At 73.4% G+C, this 25,584-nt stretch carries 18 protein-coding genes; 11 read left to right on the top strand and 7 right to left on the bottom strand.

The window, feature by feature from the left end:
- Positions 1-34 precede the first annotated feature (34 nt).
- The gene (locus ACIBEA_RS31080; RefSeq protein WP_399266518.1) at positions 35-1,225 is read left to right on the top strand and encodes a barstar family protein; all 1,191 of its coding nucleotides are present in this window, start codon (positions 35-37) and stop codon (positions 1,223-1,225) included.
- A gap of 89 nt (positions 1,226-1,314) precedes the next feature.
- On the opposite strand, the gene ACIBEA_RS31075 is transcribed toward ACIBEA_RS31080, so the two are convergent.
- Both ACIBEA_RS31075 and ACIBEA_RS31070 read right to left on the bottom strand, forming a co-directional pair.
- Positions 1,315-1,944 (bottom strand): class I SAM-dependent methyltransferase, encoded by a 630-nt coding sequence (locus tag ACIBEA_RS31075; RefSeq protein WP_399266517.1) that lies wholly within the window; start codon positions 1,942-1,944, stop codon positions 1,315-1,317.
- Positions 1,945-1,985: 41 nt separating this feature from the next.
- Positions 1,986-2,645, bottom strand: coding sequence for an MSMEG_1061 family FMN-dependent PPOX-type flavoprotein (locus ACIBEA_RS31070; RefSeq protein WP_399266516.1), 660 nt, complete (start codon positions 2,643-2,645; stop codon positions 1,986-1,988).
- 358 nt (positions 2,646-3,003) lie between these two features.
- On the opposite strand from ACIBEA_RS31070, the gene ACIBEA_RS31065 reads away from it, so the two are divergent.
- Positions 3,004-3,534, top strand: coding sequence for a hypothetical protein (locus ACIBEA_RS31065; protein WP_399266515.1), 531 nt, complete (start codon positions 3,004-3,006; stop codon positions 3,532-3,534).
- A 22-nt stretch (positions 3,535-3,556) separates the two neighbouring features.
- Here ACIBEA_RS31065 and ACIBEA_RS31060 read toward each other — a convergent pair whose 3' ends face one another.
- Both ACIBEA_RS31060 and ACIBEA_RS31055 read right to left on the bottom strand, forming a co-directional pair.
- Entirely contained in the window at positions 3,557-4,588 is a 1,032-nt protein-coding gene (locus ACIBEA_RS31060; RefSeq protein WP_399266514.1) for a sulfotransferase, read from the bottom strand.
- A gap of 51 nt (positions 4,589-4,639) precedes the next feature.
- Positions 4,640-5,062: a MarR family winged helix-turn-helix transcriptional regulator gene (locus tag ACIBEA_RS31055; RefSeq protein ID WP_399266513.1), complete on the bottom strand. Its 423-nt coding sequence runs from the start codon at positions 5,060-5,062 to the stop codon at positions 4,640-4,642.
- A 175-nt stretch (positions 5,063-5,237) separates the two neighbouring features.
- Here ACIBEA_RS31055 and eno point away from each other — a divergent pair, with 175 nt between their 5' ends.
- A complete protein-coding gene (gene eno / locus ACIBEA_RS31050; RefSeq protein WP_399266512.1) occupies positions 5,238-6,545 on the top strand; it encodes a phosphopyruvate hydratase in 1,308 nt (435 codons plus the stop codon).
- A 119-nt stretch (positions 6,546-6,664) separates the two neighbouring features.
- Here the strand turns inward: eno and ACIBEA_RS31045 are convergent, their stop codons facing one another.
- Positions 6,665-7,348, bottom strand: a complete 684-nt coding sequence (locus ACIBEA_RS31045) for a TetR/AcrR family transcriptional regulator C-terminal domain-containing protein (RefSeq protein ID WP_399266511.1) — start codon at positions 7,346-7,348, stop codon at positions 6,665-6,667.
- A gap of 118 nt (positions 7,349-7,466) precedes the next feature.
- On the opposite strand from ACIBEA_RS31045, the gene ACIBEA_RS31040 reads away from it, so the two are divergent.
- The 3 genes from ACIBEA_RS31040 to ACIBEA_RS31030 all read left to right on the top strand — a co-directional run bounded on the left by ACIBEA_RS31040 (position 7,467) and on the right by ACIBEA_RS31030 (position 10,385).
- Positions 7,467-8,147 carry a DUF4386 domain-containing protein gene (locus tag ACIBEA_RS31040; RefSeq protein WP_399266510.1) on the top strand — a complete coding sequence of 227 codons (681 nt, stop codon included), beginning with the start codon at positions 7,467-7,469 and terminating at the stop codon, positions 8,145-8,147.
- Positions 8,148-8,300: 153 nt separating this feature from the next.
- Positions 8,301-8,825 carry a SigE family RNA polymerase sigma factor gene (locus tag ACIBEA_RS31035; RefSeq protein ID WP_354382079.1) on the top strand — a complete coding sequence of 175 codons (525 nt, stop codon included), beginning with the start codon at positions 8,301-8,303 and terminating at the stop codon, positions 8,823-8,825.
- Positions 8,826-8,930: 105 nt separating this feature from the next.
- Entirely contained in the window at positions 8,931-10,385 is a 1,455-nt protein-coding gene (locus ACIBEA_RS31030) for a hypothetical protein (protein WP_399266509.1), read from the top strand.
- 126 nt (positions 10,386-10,511) lie between these two features.
- On the opposite strand, the gene ACIBEA_RS31025 is transcribed toward ACIBEA_RS31030, so the two are convergent.
- Positions 10,512-11,054: a GNAT family N-acetyltransferase gene (locus ACIBEA_RS31025; RefSeq protein ID WP_399266508.1), complete on the bottom strand. Its 543-nt coding sequence runs from the start codon at positions 11,052-11,054 to the stop codon at positions 10,512-10,514.
- Between the two features lie 101 nt (positions 11,055-11,155).
- Positions 11,156-11,776: a TetR/AcrR family transcriptional regulator gene (locus ACIBEA_RS31020; protein ID WP_399266507.1), complete on the bottom strand. Its 621-nt coding sequence runs from the start codon at positions 11,774-11,776 to the stop codon at positions 11,156-11,158.
- A gap of 163 nt (positions 11,777-11,939) precedes the next feature.
- On the opposite strand from ACIBEA_RS31020, the gene ACIBEA_RS31015 reads away from it, so the two are divergent.
- The 5 genes from ACIBEA_RS31015 (at position 11,940) to ACIBEA_RS30995 (ending at position 25,529) form a co-directional block, all read left to right on the top strand.
- On the top strand, positions 11,940-12,920 hold the full coding sequence (locus ACIBEA_RS31015; protein WP_399266506.1) for an alpha/beta hydrolase family protein: 981 nt from the start codon (positions 11,940-11,942) through the stop codon (positions 12,918-12,920).
- 70 nt (positions 12,921-12,990) lie between these two features.
- Positions 12,991-13,350 (top strand): hypothetical protein, encoded by a 360-nt coding sequence (locus tag ACIBEA_RS31010; protein ID WP_399266505.1) that lies wholly within the window; start codon positions 12,991-12,993, stop codon positions 13,348-13,350.
- A gap of 331 nt (positions 13,351-13,681) precedes the next feature.
- Positions 13,682-15,133 carry an amidase family protein gene (locus tag ACIBEA_RS31005; protein WP_399266536.1) on the top strand — a complete coding sequence of 484 codons (1,452 nt, stop codon included), beginning with the start codon at positions 13,682-13,684 and terminating at the stop codon, positions 15,131-15,133.
- 125 nt (positions 15,134-15,258) lie between these two features.
- Positions 15,259-23,799, top strand: coding sequence for a type I polyketide synthase (locus tag ACIBEA_RS31000; RefSeq protein ID WP_399266504.1), 8,541 nt, complete (start codon positions 15,259-15,261; stop codon positions 23,797-23,799).
- 164 nt (positions 23,800-23,963) lie between these two features.
- Positions 23,964-25,529, top strand: a complete 1,566-nt coding sequence (locus ACIBEA_RS30995) for an MFS transporter (protein WP_399266503.1) — start codon at positions 23,964-23,966, stop codon at positions 25,527-25,529.
- Positions 25,530-25,584: the final 55 nt, after the last annotated feature.

Below are 25,584 nucleotides of genomic sequence, written 5' to 3'. Positions count from 1 at the left end.
CGTGGATCACGTGGGATGGGGCCGGGATCTTCCGGTGAAATACCTGCTGGTGCAGGAGGACGAGGAAGGCGTTGAGCAGCTCTGGGGGAGGTGCGCGGGAGTCGAAGGGCTGTTCGTCGAACCGGTGCCGCTGCCGCGGGAGGTCCTCACCCTCCGCGGATGCAGCCCCGACGGAGCGCTGAGCGACATCCTCGCCGCGCCGGGCGCGGAGGTCGCCGGCTCGCCCCGAGGGCTGGGCGACGTGTGCGTCGAGGTCTGGGACGGCGAGGACCCGGTGCAGTGGTGGACCCTCGTCGACGCGGTCGTGTTGGCCCAGCATGTTCATCAGCCCGATCAGCCTCATCAGCCCGTTCCCGCGGACCCGGCCGACCCGGCCGACCCGGCGCGGTACGACGTCGTGCTGGGCGCCGGTGTCAGGGTGGACGAGCTGCTGCGCGCGCGGCTGACGGCGCCCCGCTTCGAGCTCTTCGAGGCAACGGCGGGCGCGCGGAGCGTCGGCAGGTGCACCGATGTCGAGGGATTGGCGGGACCGCGCGAGGACCCCGCCCCCGTCCCCCTCCAGCTGATCGGCTGCGAGGCGGCGGAACCGTTGCTCCAGGGGACGCAGCGACCGCGCCGCTGGGCCCGGAGCGGAGCCGATCTCCTGGTGCTGGACCGGCACGGTGCGGTGATGGCCTCCCACGCGGTCGGTCTGGACGTCTCCGCCGTGCGCCCCTCCGTGCTCGGCGGCGATCTGGAGGACATCACCCTCACGGACGGCGGTGACGACAGGCCGCTGCCGGCAGTCCGGCGGGTCTGGGAAACGTGGTACCAGGGCCCGCCGACCGAGCCCAACAGGTGGGCGCCGTACGACGGGCAGGGCCGGGCAGCGTGGCTCGGCCTCACCACGCGGGCCTGGCGCGTGCGCGCAGCGCAGCCGGACCGGACCGGCGACGAGCACCACCTCGACGGTCGGTTCGTCACCGACGTGCCCGGGCTGCACTGTGCGATGGCCGAGGCCCTGATCGGCCCGGGCCGCTACTTCGGCCGGGAGTGGGACACCTTCAAGGACTGCCTGTTCGGGGGATTCGGGCTGGTCCCGCCCTTCACCCTGATCTGGCACGACTCCGAGATCGCACGCCGAGCATTGGCGGCCGTGACCGACGGACCGGACGGTCGGCTCTCCTACTTCGAGGAGATCGTCCAGCTCCTCGAAGCGCGAGGCGTCACGGTCGTGCTCCGGTGAGCGGCACCCCGGCACCCCGGCCTTCGGGCCGTGGGCGGTCACTCGTACCGGAAGCCGGAGGCCCAGCGGGACATTCCCCTGCCCGCGCCCTAGCGCACGCGAGCCAGCAAGTGGGCGTCGAGGAAGCCCCGTTCGGAGCGCGGGTCGTGGAGCAGCCGGGCGAACACATCGAGTCCGGCCCGGTCCAGTAGCTCGGCGAACCGGTCCGCCGGCCAGCTGTAGGCGGGCGTCACCTTGTGGTCGAAGCGGACGGGATCGGGCCCGTCGGTCGCGAAGAACGAGACGAGGAGCAGGCCCCCCGGTGCCAGGACGCGCACCAGCTCGGCGAGCAGCCCCGGTAGTTCCGCGGGAGGGGTGTGGATCATCGAGTAGTGGGCCAGCACCCCGCCCAGCACGCCGTCCTCGACGGGGAGGGCCTCCATCCGGGCCTCGTCGAACCGCAGCGCCGGATGGGCCCGCCGGGCGTAATCGACCATGCCCGGGGAGAGATCGAGCCCGAAGGCCTCCAGTCCCAGGTCGTGCAGCATGGCCGTGAGATGGCCGGGCCCGCAGCCGACATCGGCTGCCCGCAGGTTCCCCGTCCCGCGCACCAGCTCGGCGAAGGTGCCGATCATGCTCCGCGAGAACGGCTGCGCCTCGAGCCGGCCGGCGAACATCGACGCGTACAGCTCGACGACGCCGTCGTAGGCCGTCCTGGTCTCCTCCTGGTGCCCCGCCATGGGAGAGAAGTCAACCACCCGCCCGTCGCGGCCGTTGCCCGTCACTCGTACCGGTACGTCAGCGAGTCCGCCTCCGCCTGCTCGATGGCGGCGATGGTCAGCCCCGGCATCCGCAGCTGGGCCAGCGTCACCTCGGCCGAGGCCGGCTGGGCGTCCGCCGCCAGCCACTCCTGTGGTTTCCAGGCCGAGCTGCGCAGCAGCGACTTGGGGCAGTGGGGGTAGACCTCCTCGATCCCCACCACCAGCGCACTGGCCGGCGGCTTGCCCACGGCGGTCAGCTGCGACAGCAGCTCCGGGCGGGTGGAGACGCAGGCCCGGCCGTTCACCCTGAGCGTCGTGGTACGCCCCGGGACGATGAACAGCAGCCCGGCCCGTCCGGTGGCGATGACGTTCTGCAGGGTGTCCAGCCGCTTGTTGCCGGTCGCGTCCGGTATCGCCACCGTCCGAGAGTCCAGGACGGCGACGAATCCGGCGGGGCCGCCGCGCGGAGAGACGTCGCAGTTGCCCTCGGCGTCCGCGCTGGCCACCAGGACCAGGGATGAGCAACCGATCAACCGTGCCGTCTGCGGGGTGAGTTCGGTCATCTGCTTGCGTACGGCCGCCTCGCCCGGGAGTTCATAGGTGCGACGCAGTGCCTCCTGGTCGGGTACGGCGTCGAGACGGAGCGAGTCGAAGGCACTGCTGGCCAGGGGTGTCGTCATGCCTCCGAGCCTAAGGGGCCGATGCGATCGATCTTGTCCTCCTGGATCACCCGCCGCGCGACTACAGCGAATACGACATGTCAACCTCCAGCGCTGGAGCCGCCCGGACGCCTCGGGGAAGCCGGAGCACCACCCCATCGACGAAGCGCTGAAGACGCTGTACGGGCAGGCGTTGTGCGGTGACGCAAGGGCGCGGGTCGCGCCCGTGAGCACGTGAGGTCGGGGGCTCGCCCGGACGTGGGGGCTGATCGTGTTAAAGGAGCGGGTCGTTCCTCTGGGCGACCGGGATGGCGCCGCCTACGCTGCCGTCGAGCGTTGCTCAAGGAGTTCCGACGGGCGAAGCAGAGGGGTGGAGATCATGCGTGTTTCGCGAGGAGCGGTGGTGGCCGCGGTGGTGGTCCTCTCGACGATGGGGCTGGCCGGATCGGCGGAGGCCGTCCCCGTGCGGGCCGCCCCGGCACAGGGCGCCACGTCGGCGGACAACTGCGACTGGCTGTCGGACAACGACGTGGTGGGTGACTCCGGGCACGCGACGTCCGGCGACCGCCAGGTCACGATCTACACCGCCAAGGCCACCGACGCGTACGCCAAGGCCGCGATCGAGGGCTACGTGGCGCGGTACGACAAGGTCTGGATCGACCGGAGCGTCAACCTGTTCACCATGGGCTCCAGCCCCGGGCACCCCTCCACCTCGACGGTTCAGTCCAACGGGGGTTGGAAGCAGTGCGGGCCGTTCGAGGCCACTTGGTGGAACGCCTCGTGGAACTACCTCGAAACCCCCACCGTCCGGTTGCAGCAGTCCGGCAGGTCGTACGCCGTACGCGCCTGCATGTTGCCCAAGGACTCCAGCACCGTCACCTGCACGGCATGGTTCGTCGATCACACGTAGTCGTACCGGAGTCCGTGGCCGTTCAGGCCGTACCGCCGGCCAGGGCGCGCGTGCCGGGAGCGCAGTGCTCCCGCAGCGTGGCGAGTTCGGCCGTCGGCAGCCGCAGCGAGGCGCCCCGGCGGCTGCCGTCGAGCTGAGCGCTGCCGGCGTCGAGCCATCGCGGGAACGGCTCGACGCCGATGAAGCGGGCCAGCCGCGTCAGCTCCTCGCGGGGCGCGTCGAGCAGGTCCTCGTAGGCGAGCGTGGTCCGCAGGAGTGGGGGTACCGCGCCGAGATGGCGCACGCCCCGCTCGACGAGCTCGGACCACAGCGCGCCGAATCGGGTCAATCGCAGATCGCTGTCCAGCACGAGCGCCGGGTCGAACCGGTCGGCCAGCAGTGCCGAGAGCTCGGGTGGCAGCGATCGGATCTGGTCCGGGGTGAGGTCACCGGGCCGTTCGGCACCGGTCCGCTCGAGGACCTCCCGTACGAGGAGGATCAGCCGGTAGCCCGTGTGCCGGCTCATCGACAGGGCGCAGTCGGGCCCGTCCCTGAACAGGTGGACGAAACGGGCCTGGGGGAAGACCCTGCGCAGGAGCGGTACCCGGTCCGACGAATAGCCGGACCGCTCGACGACCGAGGTGCGCCCGAACCGCACGCACAGCAGGTCGAACAGGGCTTCGTAGTGCCCCGCCGCCGTACGCTCCGGCCAGCGGCGCACCTGTTCCCGGAGCTCGTCGAACAGCCCGTCGGGGTCGTCGGTGAGGTGGGGGAGCACCATCAGGGAGAGGGCGGGGATTCCGGTGGTCCCGGTCGCGAACCGGCCCGGGCGGCGGGTGTAGACGAACTCCGGCATCGGTACGCCGCTGCGGATCATGGACTCGAAGGTGGCATTGGGTTCGGCGAGCAGTCGCCAGAACTCACCGCCACCGAGAGGTCCCTCGGGGAAGCCGCGGCTCTGCACCGACGACACCAGCTCATTGAGACTGAGCACGTCCGGATGCGCGTTGACGATGCCGGACAACGCGGTCGACCCGCTGCGGCCCGTGCCGACGATGAACGTCAGGGTGCGCATGCGGCCACTCTCCTTCGATCCGACACGTGGTCCTCGCGAACAGGTACAGCACTATCGGGTCGCGATGCGCTCCAGCAAGGCGGCGCTCCGCGCCAACAACAGCTGCTCCTCGGCCGTGAGTTCGGCCTCGATGGCCTGCGCGAGCCAACCGGCCCTGCGGCCGCGCTCCGCTTCGAGCGCTGCCCGGCCCGCGTCGGACAGTTCGACGAGCGATTTGCGGCCGTCCGTGGGGTGGGAGCGCCGTGTGATCAGGTCCTGCTCCATGAGCAGTCCCACCGCGCGGGCCATCGACTGCGGGCGCACCCGCTGATCGGCGGCGAGGTCGCTGGTGGTCATGGGGCCGTTGCGGTCGAGCGCGCCGAGCACGGCGGCCTGGCCCAGCGGGATGTGGTCCTCGTGTTTGACGCGTCGGGTCAGCTTGCCCATCGCAGTGCGCAGTTCGGTGGCGATGGCGGCGGCTTCCGGGGTGGGCATGAGGCACCTTACCGCGCTGGTCAGCCGTGCTGCACGCCTCATCTGTAGAGCAAAACTGCACAGCAGAACTGTGCAGCCTAACTAAACAGCATTGCTGTAGTGTTTGTGTTGTCGGGCCCAGCGCCAGCGCTGTCGCAGCCGGGGCCCCGGCACATGACAACGGGGAGGAACCACCATGTCCGCGAAGGAAGTCGGGACCGTCGACGCCGCCATCGAGACCGTCACCGCCCGCCGGATCATCGACAGCCGGGGCAACCCCACGGTCGAGGTCGACATCGTCCTGACGGACGGGTCCCTGGGGCGCGCGGCCGTCCCCTCCGGCGCGTCCACCGGCGCCCGGGAGGCGGTCGAGCTGCGCGACGGAGACGCCACCCGCTGGCACGGCAAGGGCGTCGACCGCGCGGTGGCACACGTCAACGGAGAGATCGCGACGTCCGTACGGGGCCGGGACGCGGCGGACCAGGCGGGTCTCGACGCGGCACTGGTCGCCCTCGACGGCACCGCCACGAAGTCCCGCCTCGGCGCCAACGCGATCCTCGGCGTCTCCCTCGCCGCGGCCAAGGCCGCCGCGGCGGCCCACCGCCAGCCCCTGTACCGCTACCTCGGCGGCGCCGAGGCCCACCTCCTGCCACTGCCGATGATGAACATCGTCAACGGAGGCGCCCACGCCGACAATCCCCTGGATTTCCAGGAGTTCATGATCGCGCCCGTGGGTGCGGACACCTTCGCCGAAGCCGTCCGCATGGGCAGCGAGGTCTTCCACACCCTGCGCCGCGACCTGCTGGCCGCCGGGCACTCCACGGGCGTCGGTGACGAGGGCGGCTTCGCGCCCGCGCTGCGCACCGCCGAGGAGGCGCTCGATTTCGTGACGGCCGCCATCGAGCGCAGCGGCTACCGCCCCGGAGTCGACATCGGCCTGATCATGGACCCGGCGTCCTCGGAGTTCTTCCGCGAAGGCGCGTACGACTACCAGGGCGAGGGCGTGCGCCGCACCCCGTCCGAGAACGTCGACTACCTGGTCGAGCTCATCGACGCATACCCGATCCTCGCCATCGAGGACCCGATGGCGGAGAACGACTGGGACGGCTGGCGCGAGCTGACCACCCGCGTCGGCGACCGCTGCCAGCTCACCGGCGACGACCTGTTCTGCACCGACGAGACGCTCCTGCGCGAGGGAATCCGTACCGGCGCCGGCAACTCGATCCTGATCAAGGTGAACCAGATCGGGACCCTGACCGAGGCGCTGACCGCGGTGGCCACCGCCCACCAGGCGGGCTGGACGGCCGTCATGTCGCACCGCTCGGGCGAGACGGAGGACACCACCATCGCGGACCTCGCGGTGGCGACGGGCTGCGGTCAGATCAAGACCGGCTCGCTCTCCCGCTCCGACCGCACGGCGAAGTACAACCAACTCATCCGCATCGAGGAGGAGCTGGGCGCCTCGGCGCGCTACGCGGGCCGCTCCGCACTGCGCCGGGCGTGACGAGCGGGCGGAGACAGCGACCGGGCGGAGACAGCGACCGGGCGGAGACAGGGACCGGGCGGAGAGAGCGACCAGGCGGGCCCCCCGATCACGATCGGGGGGCCCGCACCCGTATGGCGCTACGGCCTCCGGGTGGAGGTCCAGCCCTCGCGGCGGAGGGTTTCGAAGCCGTTCAGGAGGAGGTCCAGGGCGAATTCGAACTCGAACTGGTCGTCGCAGCCGCCGCTGACCGTGGAGCCCCCGTCGTGCGCGGCCGTCGACGCCAGTTCCGCGATGTGGGGGTAGGCCGCGGCCAGGGCGGGGTCCGGAGGTCCGGAGGAAGCCGAGGTGTCGAACAGCTCCTGGGCGAAGCCGAGCAGGCGGCTGCCCATCGCGTGCATGACGTGGTGCGTGAGGTCGGCGGAGAGGCCGCCGCCCCGGAAGCTCCCGGCCATCGAGTCCAGGTACGCCAGCACGGCCGGGGTGGGGCCGGTCCGTGACTCGATGACCCGGGCCGCCCAGGGGTGACGCAGCAGGACCCGGCGGGCCGAGAGGATCCGGTCGCGCACGACGCGCTGCCAGTCGGGGCCAACGGCCGGCGGGTCGACCTCGCCGACGACCGCGTCGGCCATGCCGTCGAGCAGCTCCTCCTTGTTCGCCACGTGCTTGTAGAGGGCCATCGGCACGACGTCCAGCTCCTGCGCGAGCCTGCGCATGCTGAGCGCCTCGATGCCGATGGTGTCGGCGAGCGCGACGGCGGCGCGCAGGACGCGGTCCCGGTTCAGTGGGATCCGTTGCGTGCGCGTGGCTTCCGGTCGGGTCACTTCGGCTGGGCCCCTTCCCTCTCGACGGCTTCTTCTCCTTGACGAGTGTACGGCGTACACCTATGGTCGCTGAAAGGTGTACGGCGTACACCATCATCGAGCGAGGGGTAGCGAGAAGATGAGTCCGGACCGGAGAACCGCGGTGGCCGCCGGGTCGCTGTTCCTTCTGACGGAGGTCGCCGCCATCGCAGGGGCGGTTCTGTACCGCCCCCTGCTGGGCGCGGCGGACGGCCGCCTCCCTCAGGGCGCCGACACCCGGGCACTGCTCGGGGTGCTCTGCGAGGTGGTGCTGGTGGTGGCGGTGGCGGGCACCGGGGCGGCGCTGTTCCCCGTACTGCGGCGCCACGGCGAGGGCCTCGCGCTCGGGTACGCCTTCGGGCGGCTGTTGGAGGCGGCCGTCATCGCCCTCGGGATCGTCTCCGTCCTGGCCCTCGTCACCCTGCGGCGGGACGCGGGGGCGCCGGACGGTGCGGCCGGCGCCGACGCCGCTCTGGTGGCCGTGCACGACTGGACGTTCCTGCTCGGACCCAACATCGCGCTCGGCCTGAACACCGTCCTCCTCGCGTACCTGGCCTACCGCGCACGTCTCGTGCCGCGCTTCATCGCCGTGCTCGGGCTGGTCGGCGGTCCGCTGATCTGTGCCTCGGCCGTCGCCGTGATGTTCGGCGCCTACGCGCAGCTCTCCGTGGCGGGGTCGATGGCCGCGCTCCCGGTGTTCGCCTGGGAGTTGGGGCTGGCCGGACGGCTGATCGTCAAGGGGTTCGGGCCCGGCCCGGGAGCCGTGCAGGTCGGGAGATAGCCCCGGCGCCGCACCAGCGGGCGGGTTCCGGACCACCCCGCCGGGTGTCCCGCCGCTGGACGCCTGAGTTCCGTTAAATACCTTCCCACGAGGTGAAACATTCCCCTCCTCCCGACGCGTCTATGGGGTGAGTCGGAAGTGAGGGGGACGGGGATGCGGCAAGTGCGCAGGGAGGGGTTCCGCGAGTTCGCGGAAGGCCGGGCGGGGAGTCTGTACCGGTCGGCCTGTCTGCTGGCGAGTGGGGACACCCATCTCGCCGAGGACCTCGTGCAGGAAACCCTGGGTCGGATGTACCTGATCTGGGGGAGGACCTCCAGTATCGACAATCCGGCGGCGTACGCGCAGACGGTGCTGGTGCGGGAGTTCCTCAAACACAAGCGCCGGCGCTCCGCCGGGGAGCGGCCCTTCGCCGTTCCGACCGACTCGGGCGGGGCGACGCCGCTCCCGGTCGCCGGGGCCGATCCGGCCCTGCGGCTGACCTTGCTGGAGGCCCTGGGCCACCTGGCACCCAAGGACCGGGCGGTGCTCGTGCTGCGGTACTGGGAGGACCGCAGCGTCGAGGAGACCGCCGAGGCCATGAACGTCACCTCGGCGGCGGTGCGCACGCGCAGCTCCCGCGCGCTCGCCCGTCTCCGGGCGGAACTGGGCGGCAGCCTCAGTGTGTTCGTGGCCACCTGAGCGCGGGGGACCCACCTGCGCGACGTCCCACCCGTCGTCCCCGTCACGTCCGTTGCCGGACCACACCGGCGCGTTTGCCCACTACCACCCGGAAGGTGATTCGGCATGCCCTTTGAAGATGAGCTCGGTGCGGCCCTGCGGAGTGCCGGAGACGGATTCGTCCCCGGTCGCCCGGACTTGGTGGCCGCCGGCGAGCGGCGCGGCCGCCGACTGCTGGCGCGTCGCCGGGCTTCCGTCGTCGGCGGTTCGGCGCTGGCCCTGGCCGTCGTCGGATCCGTCGGCGCCTACGGGAGCGGCCTGATCGCCGTCGGCACCGCGAGCGACAACAGGGCGAACGTCGCCACCGCTCCCCTCCCCAACACCCAGACGGCCTCTGCCTCCTCCCCGACCGCCGGGCAGCAGGGCGGCGGGGTGACCGCGGCCCGACTGATCGAGATCTACCGGCAGTTGCTGACGGACGGGCGGGTGAGCGACACCGCGGCGACCGTGCCGAGCGGCGCCGACCAGTCGCCGAACGCGGCGGTGGCCGGCGTGTACGACGACGGCAAGGGGCGCGCGGCCATCGCCGTCGGCCTCTCCCGCACCGACCCGCACGGGCAGCCGGCCGAGGACATGCTCAAGTGCCCCGACCGCAAGGTGGTCCCGTACGACGCCTGCACCGTCGAGACGCTGCCGGACGGCGGCAAGCTGAACATCTTCCAGGGCTACGAATACCCGGACAAGCGCGAGCCCACCAAGCTCTGGCGGGCGATCCTGGTCACCCGCGAGGGCTACCAGGTCGACGTGTCCGAGTGGAACGCCCCCGCGGAGAAGGGGCAGCCCGTCTCCCGGACCAACCCGCCGCTGACCAAGGCCCAGTTGAAGGCCTTCACCACCTCGGCCCTGTGGCGCCAGGTCGCGAGCCGGCTGCCTGCGCCCCAGCAGGCGCCGTCGGGAACGGCATCCGCCGCCGACACGGGAACCGCGGCGGCCGCGGGCGCCCCCGCGGGCACGAGCACCGGCACCACCCCGGGCGCGACCCCCGACCGGGCCAAGGGCGCGGGCGGCTCCACCGCCGGCGACCCGCAGCAGTCCGGCGGAACGGCCCAGACGCCCGACCCGGGCGACGCCGGCCGGGGCGACTCGGACGCGGAGAGCGCCCACTACGGCCCCACGGTCGCGGTCCTGGAATCCCTGGTGCCGAAGTCCGGCGTCAAGGTCCTGCGCAGGGCCGGACAGCCCGGCTTCGGCTCGCTCGTCCTCGATGACGGCAAGGGCGCCTCGCTGGTCCAGGTCAATGTCCAGGAGGACATGGGCGAAGCCCTCAAGGATCGGTTCAACGGCGCGGGCGTCATCGTCCTGCCCGACGGCACCCGGGTGCTGGCGGAGCAGAAGTCGGGCGAGAAGGGTGGCAAGGGCGTGCTCTGGTGGAGCGTCGACACGCTGCGCACGGACGGGCGCCGCGTGGTCGTGTCGGCCTTCAACACCGGCGACCAGGCGAAGGCGGCCACCCGCGCCCAGCCCATCCTGACGATGGCGCAGATCAAGGCCATAGCCCTCGACCCGAAGTGGTTCGCCTGATCCCACCGGTAGTTCCGCCCGGTAGCTCCGCCCGGTAGTTCCGCCCGGTTCGGGATCTGCCCGCAGCAGATCCCGAACCGGGCGGGTGCCGCCGCTCCTGGTGGTCGCGGGCCCACCAGCGCGGCCTCAGATGTCGCCCTCGATCAGGGCGTGGAGATGTTCGTCGTGCCACCCGTCGGCGTGCAGCAACGCACTGCGCAGGGTGCCTTCGAGGGAGTACCCGGCCCTGTCCGCCACGCGGCAGGAAGCCGTGTTGGCCACCGCGTGGCACAACCGCAGCCGATGCAGACCGAGATCGTCGAGCGCCCACCGGCTGACGCGTTCCGTCGCCTCCACGGCGATCCCCGCGCCGCGCGCCGCGGGCAGCAACCAGTAGACGATCTCGGCACTGCCGCCCCGCAGGTCGATGTCGCCCCACCCGATCAGCCCCGCCGCCCCGCCGCCGGGCCGGGCGACGGCCCAGATCGCGCTGAGCTCGGCCCGCCACCGCTGCCGCATGCGCTCGATCCTCGTGCCCGCCTCTTCCGTGGAGCCGACCAGCAGGCGGTTCCACTGGCGGATCGCCACGTCCTGACTGGCCGCCACCAGCGCATCGGCATCGCTGAGCCGCCAGGGACGCAGCTGCCAGCCACTGGCCAGCGCGAGTACGGGCTGCTCCATGTCAGCCATACGGCCTGCTGGAACGACGTGCGGCACGGCCGATGAAGAGATCATCGCGGCATCCTGCCACAGCACCCACCTCGCGACCGGCTCGTCGGGTGCCGCTGTCGTCAGGCGCCGGCGCCCGTCGGCCGCCGCAGCCCCCGCAGGAGCAGCTCGATCAGTCGACGGGGCGCGTATCGCGGATCGCCGTCCTGCCCGATGCACAGGTTCCCGATGCCGCGCATGAGTTCGTACGGCTGGATGCCGGGCTCGATCTCGCCGGCGTCGGCCGCAGCGTCGAGCAGGTGGCCGCAGACGGGCATCAAGCGGTCGAGGAAGAGCGTGTGCAGAGCGGTGAAGCGGTCGCTGTCGGACTGGAGGGCGTCTGCGAGTCCGTGCTTGGTGACCAGGAAGTCGACGAAGAGGTCGATCCACCGGCTCAGCGCCTCGAACGGGGACGCGACCTCGCCCAGGAGGCGCGGGCCCGCCTCGGCGCACGCCTCGATCTGGTGGCGGTACACGGCGGTGACGAGGTCCGCCCGGGTCGGGAAGTGGCGGTAGAGCGTGCCCAGCCCGACGCCCGCCCGGGCCGCGATCTGCCGGATCGGCGCATCGATCCCCGAGGTCACGAACACCTCCGCGGCGGCATCGAGCAGCGTCTGCTGGTTGCGCACCGCATCCGCCCTCTTACTGCGAGCGGACGCCCCTTTGGGCTGCTCCGACTGATCCGACTGATCCGCAGTCGCCATCACACACTCCGTTCAACGGTCCTTGACGAAACGGAACAGCGATCCGTATCGTAAGTGGAACAACGATCCGTTTTCAGCTTAGCTGAGGGCGGGCGCTCCGCCCTACCCATCGCCGGTCAGTACGACGGCCGGCGGTAGGGGTCCACCGAAAGGCACCCTCGCCATGAGTACTCCCGCAGCTCCCGGCCGCACGACCGACGCCCTCGGCTCGGCCGTGGCCGCGCCCGCACCCGTGCTCTCGGTCAGCCCGGTGGTGCTGCCGGCCCCCGGCCGCGCCGTCGACCTCCAGGTCCGCGTCTCCGCCCCGATGACCGGGAGCGAACTGCCGGTCATCCTCCTCTCGCACGGGCTCGGCCACTCGAACAACCTCTCCTCCCTGAACGGCTACGCCCCGCTCGCGCACTTCTGGGCGGCGCACGGCTTCGTCGTGATCCAGCCGACGCACCTGGACTCCCGGACGCTGACCCCCGATCCCGGCGCGCCCGTGCCCGTGGCGCACTGGCGCACCCGGGCCGAGGACATGCAGCGCATCCTGGACGGACTCGACGCGATCGAGGCCGCCGTCCCGCAGCTGCTCGGGCGGCTCGACCGGAGCCGGATCGCCGTGGCCGGGCACTCGATGGGCGGTCACACCGCGAGCCTGCTGCTGGGCGCCCGGCTCACCGACCCGCACGACGGAACCGAGGTGGACCTGGCCGATCCGCGGATCAAGGCGGGCGTGCTGCTCGCCGCACCCGGTCGAGGTGGGGACGCCCTCACCGAGTTCACCGTCGAGAACTACTCCTTCTTCCTCACCACGGACTTCTCCAGGATGACGACGCCCGCGCTCGTGGTCGCCGGCGACCAGGACGCCTCCGCCTTCCTCACGGTCGCCGGCGCCGCCTGGCACACCGATCCGTACGAGCTCTCCCCGGGCCCCGCCTCGCTGCTCACCCTGTTCGGCGCGGAGCACGGGCTCGGCGGGATCTCCGGATACGACGTCGCCGAGACCACGGACGAGAACCCCGAACGGGTCGCCGCGGTCGCGCGGCTCACCTGGGCCTACCTGCGCAGCACGCTCTACCCCGGGGAACGCGCCTGGCAGACCGCGCAGGACGAGTTGACCGCCGGTGCGGAGCCGCTCGGGCAGGTCGCCTCGAAGTAGGCGGGGGAGCGGAGAGGTACACGTCGCACGGGACTCGACTACGGCTACGAGACTCGCCGCATGCGGACGGGTGCAGATCGGGTACGTCCACCTCACCGTCCGGTTCGCGCCCGCGCTGCACCCCCACCACGCCTCGCTCGAGTTCAGCGCGGCCACATCGAGGATGAGCCGGCTGTTCGAGCACTCCGTGAGCATCAGAGCGGCGTTCGCCGGCCTCACCGCCGCGAGCGGCGGAGTGTGCTGCCTGCTCGACACCGAGAGACACACCTTCCGGATGTGCTGGCTCCACGGGGAGGCGATCGACGAAACGGTCCCCGGCCCCCGTTTCGCGGACTTCCGCGACCTCGTGGCCACTTGGCCCGACCCGGGCCGGGAGATCCGCCCCACCCGCGCCCCTCACGCCGTGGGCCGAGCCGCCCAGGATCGCTAGCGGCTGGAGCATCCGCAACGCGCAGGGCGGTCTTGTGCGGCGGGGCCGTCTGTAGTCGGCTGTGCGGATGAAGCCCCCGCAGGCACCCATGTCCTTACGGACCTCGCACACCACCTCACCCCGCCGTCGGAGGGCGGGCGGCCGCGGCGGCGCGGCCGTGCTGGTGGCCGCCGCGCTCGCCGGTTCCCTCTGGGCCGGAGCCCCCACCCAGGCCGCGCGTGCGGCCACCGCAGAAGGCACCGGCGCCACCGGGACCACGGGTGCGGCGGCACGACGGGACACCGCCCGACTCGACCTCGACACCGTCACCATCGTGCAGCTCCAGGCCCGGATGGCCGCCGGATCGTTGACGTCGTCGGAGTTGACCCGTGCCTACCTGGAGCGGATCAAGAGGATCGATCCCACGATCCACGCCGTGCTCCGTACCGATCCCACCGCCCTCGCCCGGGCCGCCGCCAGCGACGCACGGCACCGCAACGGCACGACCCTCGGCCCGCTCGACGGGATTCCGGTGCTGATCAAGGACAACGCGGAGACCAAGGGCCAGTCCTCGACGGCGGGCTCGCTCGCCCTCGCGGGGAGTCCTCCGGCCTCGGACGCCGTTCTCGTGACCCGCCTGCTGCGGGCGGGCGCCGTGATCCTGGGCAAGACCAACCTGTCCGAATGGGCCAACTTCCGCGCGCAGAAACCCACCTCGGGATGGTCGGCGGTGGGCGGGCAGACCCGCAACCCCTACGTGCTGGACCGCAACCCCTGCGGCTCGTCCGCGGGATCGGGCGCCGCGCTCGCCGCGTCGCTGGCCCAGGTGGCGATCGGTACCGAGACCGACGGCTCGATCGTCTGCCCGGCGGGCATGAACGGCGTGGTCGGCCTCAAACCGACCCTCGGCCTGGTCAGCGGTCAGGGGGTGGTGCCCATTTCGGCCGAACAGGACACGGCCGGTCCCATGGCGCGCAACGTCGTCGACGTCGCGCTCACCCTGGCGGCGATGTCCGAACGTGCGCCGCGTGAGGACGGCAGCCCCGCGGCCGGCGGATCCGCAGAGCAGGACGCCGGGCGGCTGAGCGGCCTGGTCGGCGGTGGCGACCTGCGGGGCAAGCGGATCGGACTCTGGCGGCTGCCCGTGCTGGGCGAGGAGGTGGACGCGGTCATGACCCGTACGGCCCGGCGACTGCGGGACGCGGGCGCCCACGTCGTGGAGGTGACCCCGCCCTACCAGGAACGGCTCGCGGCCTTGGAGTTCCCGGCGCTGCTCAGCGAGTTCCACCGCGACATCGACGCCTACCTCGCGACCCGCAACGGGCCGCACGACCTCGCCCAGCTCATCGCGTTCAACCGCGGCAACCCGGCGGAACAGAGCTGTTTCGCCGGCCAGGAACTCTTCGAGCAGGCCCTCTCGGCCCCGCCGACCACCGACCCGGGATACCTCGCCGGGCGGGCGGAGCTGCGTGACCTGTCGCGACGTTCGATCGACGAGACGATGGCCGCGCACCATCTGGACGCGATCGCCGCACCGACCAACCCGCCTGCCTGGACGACCGATTGCGCGCGCGGTGACAATGACGTGATCCCCTCGTCCACACCGGCGGCCGTCGCGGGCTACCCCTCGCTCAGCATCCCCGCCGGTTCCGTGGGCGAACTCCCCGTCGGCGTCCTCCTGATGGCCGGCGCCCACCAGGACGCGGCGCTCCTCTCCTTGGGGGCGGCGGTCGAGCGCCGGCTCCACGCCTGGCGGGCACCGCGCTACCTGACGACGACCGGCCCCGGAGCCGCCGGACGCTGACGCGGCTGCTGCTCCGGTTGCTGCTCCGGCGGACATTGCGCCGGAGCGGCAGGCAACCCCTCGGGCCGTGACCGCATCCTCAACCACGAGTCCACTGCGGGGGTTTCGAGCAGGTGAAGGGTCACGTGGCTACGACGGGTACGACGGGTGCAGCGGGTACGACAGGTGCGGCGGGAACGGGTGCGGACATCGTCAGGCCGATCCCGGTGCTGCTGCGCGAGCACGCGCGGAGCATGGGGGAGAAGGTCGCCTTCGAGGACCCCCGTACCCGGCTGACCTACCGTGATCTGGAACGGAGGACCGGGCGCCTGGCGGGTCATCTGGTCGGACTCGGCCTGGCGCGCGGAGAGCGGGCGGCGATCCTGCTCGGCAACCGGGTCGAGGCGGTCGAGAGCCTGCTGGCCATCACCCGGGCCGGCGCGGTCGGCGTGCCGCTGGACCCCGCCGGCTCCGTGCCGGAGCTGACCCACCTGCTGGACGACAGCGGCGCCCGCGTGATCATCACCGATGGCGCCCTGCTCACCCGGCTGCTTCCGCTGCTGGCGTCGCGCCCCGGTCTGACCGTGCTCGTCGCCGACCCACCGGACGACGAGGCCGTCGTTCCGGAGCGGGGCCACCCGGACCACGTCGAGCTGCGCTACGAAGACCTGGTGGGAACCGATCCGGCGACTCCGGCACCGGATGACCTCGGCCTGGACGAGGTGGCGTGGCTGCTCTACACCTCCGGCTCCTCCGGGGCCCCCAAGGGCGTCCTGCTCACCCAGCGCAACCGGCTCGCCCCGGTGGCCGCCGGACTCGTCGGCGTCCTCGGCATGTCCCCGCAGGACCGGCTGCTGTGGCCGCTGCCGCTGCACCACGCCATGAGCCACGTGGTCTGCGTGGTGGGAGTGACCGCGATCGGGGCGAGCGCCATGATCCAGCCCCGGTTCGCGGTCGCGGCGGTACTCGCCGAACTGCGCCGTACGGACGCCCCGTACACCCTCCTCGGCGGGGTGCCGACCACGTACTCCGCCCTGCTCGACGAGGTGCGCGGCGGCGCCGCCCCAGGCACGAGCGCCGAGGACACGAGCGCCGAGGCCACGAGCCCCCTGGGCACGAGCTCCCTGCGCGGGTGCATCAGCGGCGGGGCCTCGGCGGGGGCCGCGTTCCGCCGCTCGTTCGAGGAGATCTGCGGCGTCCCCTACCTGGAGCACTACGGCAGTACGGAGGCGGGCCCGGTCACCATGGCGGCGCCGGGCGACCCCGTGTCGGCCGAGTCGTGCGGCCGGATCCTGCCCGGAACCCGGGTCCGGGTCGGTGGTGACGCGGACGGACAGCACGTGGGCGAGGGCGAGTTGTGGGTGTGCGGGCCCGGGGTGATGGCCGGGTACCACGGCAGGCCGGGCGCCACCGCCGAGGTGCTGCGCGACGGGTGGTTCCGTACCGGCGACCTCGCCCGGGTCGATGCCCGCGGGGAACTCGTGATCACCGGTCGGGCCGGCGACCTGATCATCCGGGGTGGGGTGAACGTCCACCCCTCGGAGGTGGAGGCGGTCCTGCGGCGACTGCCCGGGGTCGCGGACGCCGCCGTCGTCGGTCGCCCGCACCCCGCCTTCGGCGAGGTACCGGTCGGCTACGTCGTCCGCGAGCCGGGCCTGCGGCCCGGCGACGGGTTCGATCGCGCCGCCATCCTGGCCGCGTGCCGCCGGGAGCTGTCCGCCTTCAAGGTCCCCGCCGAGTTGTACGAGGTGGAGGAGGTCCCCCGTACCGCTTCCGGGAAGGTACGCAGGAACGCGCTCGCCGACCTGACCGCGCGACTCCTGGACGGAGCGCCGACCGAACGCACGGCCGGGGCAAGGGAGTCGGACGCCACGGACACACGGGGAGCGCTGTACACGCCGGACGTACTGGCCCTGGTGGTGCGCGCGGCGGCCGATGTCCTGGGCTGCGCGCCCGAGGCCGTGGAGCCGGTGACGGCGCTGCGGGACCTGGGCATGGACTCGTTGACCGCGACAGTGCTGAGGGAGCGACTGGCCGCGGCCACCGGGCTCAGGCTCTCGGCGGCCGTCGCCTTCGACTTCCCGACGGCCGCCGCACTCGCCGCCCACCTCGGATCGCTCGTCGACGCCGAGCGGGCCGCCACGGCACCGGCGCCGTGCCCACGTCCGGGCCCGGGACGCCCCGGGAACGTCGGCGCCGACGGGCGCGACGAGCGCGACGATCCGGTCGTCATCGTGGGCATGGCCTGCCGCTACCCCGGTGGGGTGAGCACCCCTGAGGAGCTGTGGCGGCTGGTGGCCGACGGCACGGACGCCATCGGCCCGTTCCCCGTCGACCGGGGCTGGGACACCGACGGGCTCTACGATCCCGATCCCGGCCGCCCCGGGCGCACGTACGTGCGCGAGGGCGGTTTCCTCGCGGGCGCCGGCCGCTTCGACCCCGGATTCTTCGGCATCTCGCCCCGCGAGGCGCTGGCGATGGACCCGCAGCACCGGCTGCTGCTGGAAGTGGCCTGGGAAGCCGTCGAACGTGCCGGGGTGGACCCCAAGGCCCTGCACGGATCGGCGACCGGGGTGTACGCCGGGCTGATGTACAGCGACTACGCGGGACGTTTCGCGGTGACGCCCCCGCAGGTGGAGGGCTACCTCGGCATCGGCAACGCCGGCAGCGTCGCCTCCGGCCGCATCGCGTACACCCTCGGCCTGGAAGGGCCGGCCATCAGCGTGGACACCGCCTGCTCCTCGTCCTTGGTCGCCCTGCACCTGGCGGCCCGGGCACTGGGCCGGGGCGAATGCGACCTCGCCCTGGTCGGCGGGGTGACGGTCATGTCCACACCCGCGTCCTTCGTGGAGTTCAGCCGGCAGCGGGCGCTCTCCCCGGACGGCCGCTGCAAGGCCTTCGGGGCGGCCGCCGACGGTACCGGCTGGGGCGAGGGCGCCGGGATGCTCCTGCTCAGCCGCCTGTCCGAGGCACGCCGTAGGGGGCTCACGGCCTTGGCCGTGGTCCGCGGCTCGGCGGTGAACCAGGACGGCGCGAGCAACGGGCTGACCGCTCCGCACGGCCCGGCCCAGCAACGCGTGATCCGCCAGGCCCTGGCCGACGCCGGGCTGACACCCGCGGACGTCGACGCGGTCGAGGCGCACGGCACCGGTACCCGGCTCGGCGACGTCATCGAGGCGGAGGCGTTCCTGGCCGTCTACGGACGGGAGCCGCGGCAACGCCCGCTCTGGCTCGGCTCGGTGAAGTCGAACATCGGCCACACCCAGGCCGCCGCCGGAGTGGCCGGCGTGATCAAGACGGTGCAGGCGATGGCGCACGGCGTGCTGCCGCGCACCCTGCACGCCGACGAGCCGAACCCCGCCGTGGACTGGCCGTCGGGGCGGGTGGCCCTGCTGACGACGGCAGTGCCGTGGCCCGCGGCGGACCGCCCGCGCCGGGCCGGCGTCTCCTCCTTCGGCATCAGCGGGACCAACGCGCACGTCGTCCTCGAAGAGGCCCCGCCCGAGGACCGTCCGCGGAACGAACCCCCCGTACCCGAACCCGCTCCCGCCACCTCTCCCGCCCCCGCCCCGACCGGAGCGTCGCCAGCGCCCCTGCCGTTCGTACTGTCGGCCAGGAACGTGCCGGGGCTGCGCGACCAGGCCGGGCGTCTGCTCGACCACCTGGAAGCCTCCCCGGACGCGGCGCAGGCCGACGTCGGGTATTCCCTCGCCACCACCCGTTCGACCTTCGAGCACCGGGCCGTGGTGGTGGCACAGGACCGGGCGGAGCTGCTCGCCTCGCTGCGGGCGCTGGCCGAGGGCAGGAGCCGACCGGGCGTGCACACCAGCGCCACCCGCACGCGGGGCTCCCTGGCCGTCCTCTTCGCCGGACAGGGCAGCCAGCGCCTCGGGATGGGAAGGGAGCTGTACGAACGCCGGTCGACGCACCCCGCCTTCGCGCGGTCCTTCGACGAGTGCTGTGCGCTGTTCGACCCGCTGCTGCCGACCCCCCTGCGCGACGTGGTGTTCGCCGCCGCCGGGACCCCGTCCCGCAGGAGCGACGGCGACCTCCTGCGGACGACCCGGTTCGCCCAACCGGCGCTCTTCGCCCTGGAGACGGCCCTGTTCCGGCTGCTGGAATCCTGGGGCGTGCGCCCCGACCTGGTGGCCGGGCACTCGATCGGCGAGGTGGCCGCGGCACACGCCGCCGGTGTGCTGTCCCTCGCCGACGCCTGTGCCCTGGTGGCGGCCCGGGGCCGGCTGATGGACGCGCTGCCGGGCGGCGCCATGGCCGCCGTGGCGGCCGGTGAGAAGGAGGTCGCCGATCATCTGGCCCAGATGGCGGGGGCAGTGGAGATCGCCGCCGTGAACGGGCCCGCCTCGGTGGTCGTTTCCGGGGACGCGGACGCGGTGGGCGAGACCGTCGCCCGATTCCGCGCCCTCGGCCGGTCCGCGACGCCGCTGCGCGTGAGCCATGCCTTCCACTCGGCCCATATGACGCCCATGCTGGCGGAGTTCGCCGAGGTAGTGGGTCGACTGTCCTTCGCCGCCCCCGAACTCCCCCTGGTGAGCGCGGTATCGGGTCGCGCAGCCACCGACGAGGAGCTGCGCACACCGGAGTTCTGGGTGAACCACGTGCGCCGACCTGTCCGCTTCGCCGACTCCCTGGCACACCTCCGCGAGCGCGGGGCGTCCCGGTTCGTGGAGCTCGGCCCGGACGGCGTACTCAGCGCCCTGGCGCGCACCGGCCTCACCGCACCGCAGCCCGATCCGGAGCCCGATCCGCAGCAGACCCCGCAAACGCCCCGAACCCCGGCTCCGCTTGTCCTCCCCACACTGCGCGGCAACCGACCGGAAGCGGGCGCACTGCTCGATACCGTGGCCGCGCTCCACGCGGACGGCGTTCCGGTCGACTGGCGAGCCGCCTTCACCGGGCGCGGCGCACGACGCACCGTGCTGCCCACGTACGCGTTCCAGCGCCGCCGGTTCTGGCTGGACGCCGATCCGCCGCACCGCCCGGCCCCCGAGCAGGCCGGCCCGGCCAGGTCGTTCCTCCGCTCCCTGACGGCCACGGCGGAAGACGACGGCCTGCTGCTGGAAGGGCTCATCTCCCTCCGCGACCACCCCTGGCTGGCCGACCACGTGGTGGCCGGCGCCGTCCTGCTGCCCGGGGCCGCCTTCGTGGAGATGGCCCTGTACGCGGGCACGCGGGCCGGCGCGGCGGTCCTCGACGAACTCACCCTGACCGCGCCCCTGCCGCTGCCCGCGGACGGCGGCGTCGAGCTCCAGGTGAAGGTGGCGGGCGCGGACGCCGCGGGCCGACGGGCCGTCACCGTCCACGCCCGCCCCCACGGCGCCACGGCGGCCACGGGCCCCTGGTGCCGGCACGCCACGGGGACGCTCGTACCGCGAGGGGACCCGGACCCGAACCCGGCCCCGGCAGGGTCCAGCACGCCAGCGGGGGACCGTCCCTGGCCTCCGCCGGGCGCGGTCCCGATCGACCTCGACGGCGCTTCGGGGACGCGGCCGGCCGCAGGGGTGTACGCGCGACTGTCCCGCTCCGGACTCCACTACGGGCCCGCCTTCCAGGGGCTGCGCGCCGCGTGGAGGATCGGTGCGCAGGTGTACGCGGAAGTGGCCCTGCCCGAGACCGCCGACGTCCCCGCGTCGGGCGCGTCCGCGGCCGCGACGGAATTCGCGCTGCATCCCGCACTGCTCGACGCCGCGCTGCACACCGTCGCGCTCGCCGCCCTCCTCCCGGCGCAGGACCGGGCACCGGGGGAGGGCGAGGAGCCTCCCCGACACGAAGCGCGCGCGGAAACGATCGCCTTGCCGTTCTCCTTCACCGGGGTGCGCCTGCACGCCACGGGTGCCCGGCGGCTGCGGGTGCGCCTCGTGTCGCCCGCAGCACCGGGCCCGGCCCGACCCGAAGGGGCGGCGGCGGACGGTCGGATCGGGCTGGAGCTGACCGACGATTCGGGAGCGCCCGTCGCGACGATCCACCGACTCGACCTGCGGCCCTCGTCCCTCTCGTCCCCGTCGCCCACCGATCCCGCCACGGTCGAACCGCCTGCCGCCGCGCTCTTCCGGACGAGCTGGGCACCTGGGCCGCCTCCGGCGGACGCTCCGGTGCCCACGTGGGGCCTGCTGACCGACTCCGGGCCGGGGCGCGCCCTGGCTCCCGCGGGCTCCGGCGTCCCCGTGTACCCCGACCTGGCGGCGGCGGTCGCGGACGCACCGACGGTCGTCGTCGCCCCCTGCCCCGCGCCCGGCGCCGCCACCCACGGGGACGGTGACCCCGGCCCGGCCGGGCAGGTGCACCGAACGGCCCGATGGGCCCTGGCGCTGGTGCGGGCCTGGCTGATGGAGCCCCGCCTGGCCGACGCCCGCCTGGTCCTCGTCACCACCGGCGCCGTCGACCCGCGCACCACGGAGCCGGAATCGGACACCGGCACCGAAGCGGGCGCGCGAGGCCTCGCCCAGGCCGCGGTGTGGGGACTGGTCCGCTCGGCGCAACGCGAGAACCCCGGCCGTTTCGCCCTGATCGACCTGGACGACGACCCACGCTCCGCGGCCGCGCTGCCCGCACTGTTGTCGGGCGCGGAGCCCGAGACCGTCGTGCGTCGGGGGGTGCCCCACCTCCCGCGACTCGTCCGCGCGCCCGCGGCGGCGGCCGAAGCGGAACCCGGACGGCGCCTCGACCCGCAGGGCACCGTCCTGGTCACCGGCGCGAGCGGCTCGCTCGGGATGTTGACGGCGCGTCACCTGGTCGCCGCGCACGGCGTCCGCCATCTGCTGCTCGCCGCCCGGCGCGGCTCCGAGGCACCTGGGATGGCGGAGCTGTGTGACGAACTGACCGCCCGGGGCGCTCGGGTGACGGTGCGGGCGTGTGACGTCGCCGACCGGCGGGCGCTGGCCGCCCTGCTCGACGAGGTACCGGCGGCGCACCCGTTGACCGGGGTGGTGCACACCGCGGGCGTCCTGGACGACGGCATCGTCGTGGCGTTCGACGGCGAACGGCTCGACCGCGTGCTGCGGCCCAAAGCGGACGCCGCCCTCGCGCTGCACGAGTTGACCGCGGACTGCGATCTCGCGCTGTTCGTCCTCTTCTCCTCGGTGGCCGGCGCCCTCGGTTCCGCCGGGCAGGCCGGCTACGCGGCGGCCAACTGCGTCCTGGACGCCCTGGCCCGGCACCGGAGCGGGCTCGCCCTGGCGGGCACCTCGATCGCCTGGGGCCCCTGGCGGCAGAGCGGCGGCATGATGGCGCACCTGACGGAACGGGACCTGTCGCGGATGGCCCGTGCCGGATTCGCCCCGCTCGCACCGCAGGAGGGCCTCGCCCTCTTCGACCAGGCCGTTCGCGGCGCCGACCCGGCTCCGGTGGCGGCCCGCCTCGATCCGGGACGCGTGGCCGCCGCCCGCCCGGGCACGCCCGATACCCCACGCACCCCCCACCCCCTGCCCACCCCACCCACCGGCACGGCCGTCCGGAACGGTCAGGTCGACGGGTCCACCGCGCCACCCTCCGCCCTGATCCGCCGTCTCGCCGACGCGCCGCCGCAGCAGCGCGTCGCCCTGTTGCTCGGCGAGGTCCAGGCCCTGGCGGCCGAGGTGCTCGGCCACACGGAGGAGGACGGGGCGATCGACCCGGACGACCTGTTGGCGGACCGGGGGCTCGATTCCCTGGCCGCGGTCGAGCTGCGCAATCGCCTCGCCACCGCGACCGGGACCTCGCTCCCGGCCACGCTGCTGTTCGACTTCCCGAGCCCCCGGGCGGTCGCCACCCACCTGGCGCAGCGATACGCCCCACCGCCCCCCGAGCAGACCCGGACCACGGATCCGCACGCCGCCGCTGCCCCCGCGGGCGGCGGGCCGGCGTCCGAGGAGCAGCTCCCGGATTCCCTGGGCGGCCTCTTCCGCGCCGCCTGCGCACGGGGACGGACCATGGACGCGATGGGGTTGCTGACGATCACCGCGCGTCTGCGCCCGGCCTTCGACCGCGCCGAGGCGCCGACGGCCGCGCCGCCGGCCGATCCGCTCGCCCTCGGCGGAACGGGACTGCCGGTGCTCTGCTTCCCGGCGCTGAGCGCGCTCTCCGGACCGCAGGAGTACGCCCGGCTCGCCCGGGGCCTGCACGGACTGCGACCGGTCACGGCCCTGCCGCATCCCGGTTTCCGGCGACCGGAGCGACTGCCGGCCACACTGGACGCCTTCGTCACGGCCCAGGCCGCGGCCGTCCGGGCCGCCGCGGACGGCGAGCCGTTCGCCCTCCTCGGACGATCCGCGGGTGGCTGGGCAGCCCAGGCGGTGGCGGAACGGTTGGCGACGGAGGGGGAGGCCCCGGCCGCCGTCGTCCTGCTGGACACCTATCCCGCCGCTCGCGCCGACGCCGACGAAGCCCTCTCCGCGATGACGTCCGACATGCTCCGCCGGGCCGCCGAGTTCGCCTCCACCGACCCCGACCGCCTCACGGCCATGGCCGCGTACTTCGCCCTGTTCTCCGGCTGGCGCCCCTCGCGGCCAGCGGCCCCGACCCTCTTCGTCCGTGCCGGGGAAGCACTCCCCGGCACGGCACCGGCCCCCGCATGGACGCTGCCCCACACCGAAGCCACCGTCCCGGGCGACCACTTCACGCTCCTGGAGAGCCACGCGCGCTCCACCGCCCGCACCGTCCACCAATGGCTGGCCGCCCTACCCCACCGATGACCACGACCCACCGCCGCTTCCGGGGCCGCGCGGCCCCTCCCGGGACCATCACCCGGTTGCCCGCCCACCCGTGACGGCGGTCGTGCACAGGGGCAGGGATCTCATGGATTTCGTACTCGATCCGAATCCGAATCCGAATCCGTCCCCTGCCCCTGAGGACCCCCATGTCGAACGCTCCGCCCGAACTCAGGACCGAACCCCCACCGCCCACGCGCGGAGCCGCGTGGACGGGGATGGTCCTGCTGATCGCCTGTTCGGCCCAGTTCATGGTCGTGCTGGACGTCGCGATCGTGAACATGGCACTCCCCGACATGAAGGCGTCCCTCGGCCTGAGCGCGGCCGGGCAACAGTGGATCGTCAACGCCTACACCCTGGCCTTCGCCGGGCTGCTGCTCCTGGGCGGCCGCGCCGCCGACCTGGTCGGCGCCCGCCGTACCTTCCTGGCGGGCCTCTCCACCTTCACCGCCGCGTCGCTCGCCTGCGGGCTGGCCGACAACGGTGCGACGCTGATCGCGGCCCGAGCGGTCCAGGGCATCGGGGGCGCGGTCCTCGCCCCCGCCACCCTGACGCTGATCATGACCACCTTCACCGAACCCCGTGCCCGCGCCCGCGCGATGGGCGCCTGGAGCTCGGTCAACGGCGTCGGCGGCGCCGCCGGTTCGGTGATCGGCGGGCTCCTGACCGAGTACAGCAGCTGGCGCTGGGTCTTCTACGTCAACATTCCCATCGGGATCGCGATCCTGACCGCGGCGCTCCTCCACGCGCCCGCCGTGCCTGCCGCATCCGCCACGGCCTCCGCATCCGGCGCATCCGCCGGACCCGCCGGACCCGCCGGACCCGCAGCGCCCGCCGGGCACGGAGGCCGTGGCGGCCTGGGCCGCTTGGACCTGCCCGGCGCGCTGTCGGTCACGGTCGGTCTGACCGCCCTGGTCTACGGGATCATCTCCACGGCGAGCTCGTCCTGGACCTCCCCCCACGTCTGGGCCGCCCTCGCCGTCGGTATCGCGCTCCTGGCCGTGTTCGTGGTCGTCGAGTCGAAGGTCGCCGCCCCGCTGGTCCCCCTCGCCGTGCTGCGCCGTCGTACCTTGGCCATCGCCAACCTGGTCATGATCGGTCTGGGCTCCGCGATGTTCGCGATGTGGTTCCTGCTCTCCCTCTACATGCAGCAGGTGCTCGGCTGTAGCGCCCTGAGGACGGGCCTGTACTTCCTGCCCAGCTGTCTCGCGGTCGTGATCGGCGCCCGCATCTCCACCCACCTCGTCCGGCGCACCGGCCCGCGGCCCTTGCTGGTCACCGGCATGGGCCTGAGCACTTTCGGCTTCCTGTGGCTGTCGGGCATCACCGTGGGCGGCTCCTTCGCCACCGGCGTGGCCGCGCCCTTCGTGCTCTGCGCCCTCGGTCTGGGACTGGCGATGCTGCCGGTCACCGCCGCGGCCACCGCCGGCGTGGACCGGCGCGAAGCCGGACTGGCCTCCGGGCTGGTCAACACGTCCCGCCAGGTCGGCGGCGCGCTCGGCCTCGCGATCCTCGCCACCATCGCCTCACGCACCGCGGGGGGCAGCTCCAGCCCGGGGGCGCAGGCCCTCACTGCCGGCTACGGGCACGCCTTCCTCGTCGCGGCCCTTTTCACCGCTTGCGCGGCCCTCGGCTCCCTTCTCCTCCCCGGCCGCCCCGATCAGGCGGGCCCCGGCCCGGCCGGCCCCGGTCCCACGCCGGGCGGGCCGCGCTGACCGGTCCGTGGACGCCGCCCGTACATGCCGAACCCCGCGCCCGTTCGAGGCGCGG

Origin of the sequence: Streptomyces sp. NPDC051555 (genome assembly GCF_044454405.1) — a bacterium.
Taxonomy (GTDB): Bacteria; Actinomycetota; Actinomycetes; order Streptomycetales; family Streptomycetaceae; genus Streptomyces.
This window is presented reverse-complemented; position numbering and strand designations above follow the sequence as displayed.

Coding starts and splice junctions, on each gene's coding strand:
- ACIBEA_RS31065 (WP_399266515.1), top strand. CDS start 3,004: ATGCGTGTTTCGCGAGGAGCGGTGGTGGCCGCGGTGGTGGTCCTCTCG.
- ACIBEA_RS31060 (WP_399266514.1), bottom strand. CDS start 4,588: ATGCGCACCCTGACGTTCATCGTCGGCACGGGCCGCAGCGGGTCGACC.
- ACIBEA_RS31005 (WP_399266536.1), top strand. CDS start 13,682: ATGGCCGCCGGATCGTTGACGTCGTCGGAGTTGACCCGTGCCTACCTG.
- ACIBEA_RS31040 (WP_399266510.1), top strand. CDS start 7,467: ATGAGTCCGGACCGGAGAACCGCGGTGGCCGCCGGGTCGCTGTTCCTT.
- ACIBEA_RS31030 (WP_399266509.1), top strand. CDS start 8,931: ATGCCCTTTGAAGATGAGCTCGGTGCGGCCCTGCGGAGTGCCGGAGAC.
- ACIBEA_RS31020 (WP_399266507.1), bottom strand. CDS start 11,776: ATGGCGACTGCGGATCAGTCGGATCAGTCGGAGCAGCCCAAAGGGGCG.
- ACIBEA_RS31070 (WP_399266516.1), bottom strand. CDS start 2,645: ATGACGACACCCCTGGCCAGCAGTGCCTTCGACTCGCTCCGTCTCGAC.
- ACIBEA_RS30995 (WP_399266503.1), top strand. CDS start 23,964: ATGTCGAACGCTCCGCCCGAACTCAGGACCGAACCCCCACCGCCCACG.
- ACIBEA_RS31015 (WP_399266506.1), top strand. CDS start 11,940: ATGAGTACTCCCGCAGCTCCCGGCCGCACGACCGACGCCCTCGGCTCG.
- eno (WP_399266512.1), top strand. CDS start 5,238: ATGTCCGCGAAGGAAGTCGGGACCGTCGACGCCGCCATCGAGACCGTC.
- ACIBEA_RS31025 (WP_399266508.1), bottom strand. CDS start 11,054: ATGGCTGACATGGAGCAGCCCGTACTCGCGCTGGCCAGTGGCTGGCAG.
- ACIBEA_RS31075 (WP_399266517.1), bottom strand. CDS start 1,944: ATGGCGGGGCACCAGGAGGAGACCAGGACGGCCTACGACGGCGTCGTC.
- ACIBEA_RS31055 (WP_399266513.1), bottom strand. CDS start 5,062: ATGCCCACCCCGGAAGCCGCCGCCATCGCCACCGAACTGCGCACTGCG.
- ACIBEA_RS31035 (WP_354382079.1), top strand. CDS start 8,301: ATGCGGCAAGTGCGCAGGGAGGGGTTCCGCGAGTTCGCGGAAGGCCGG.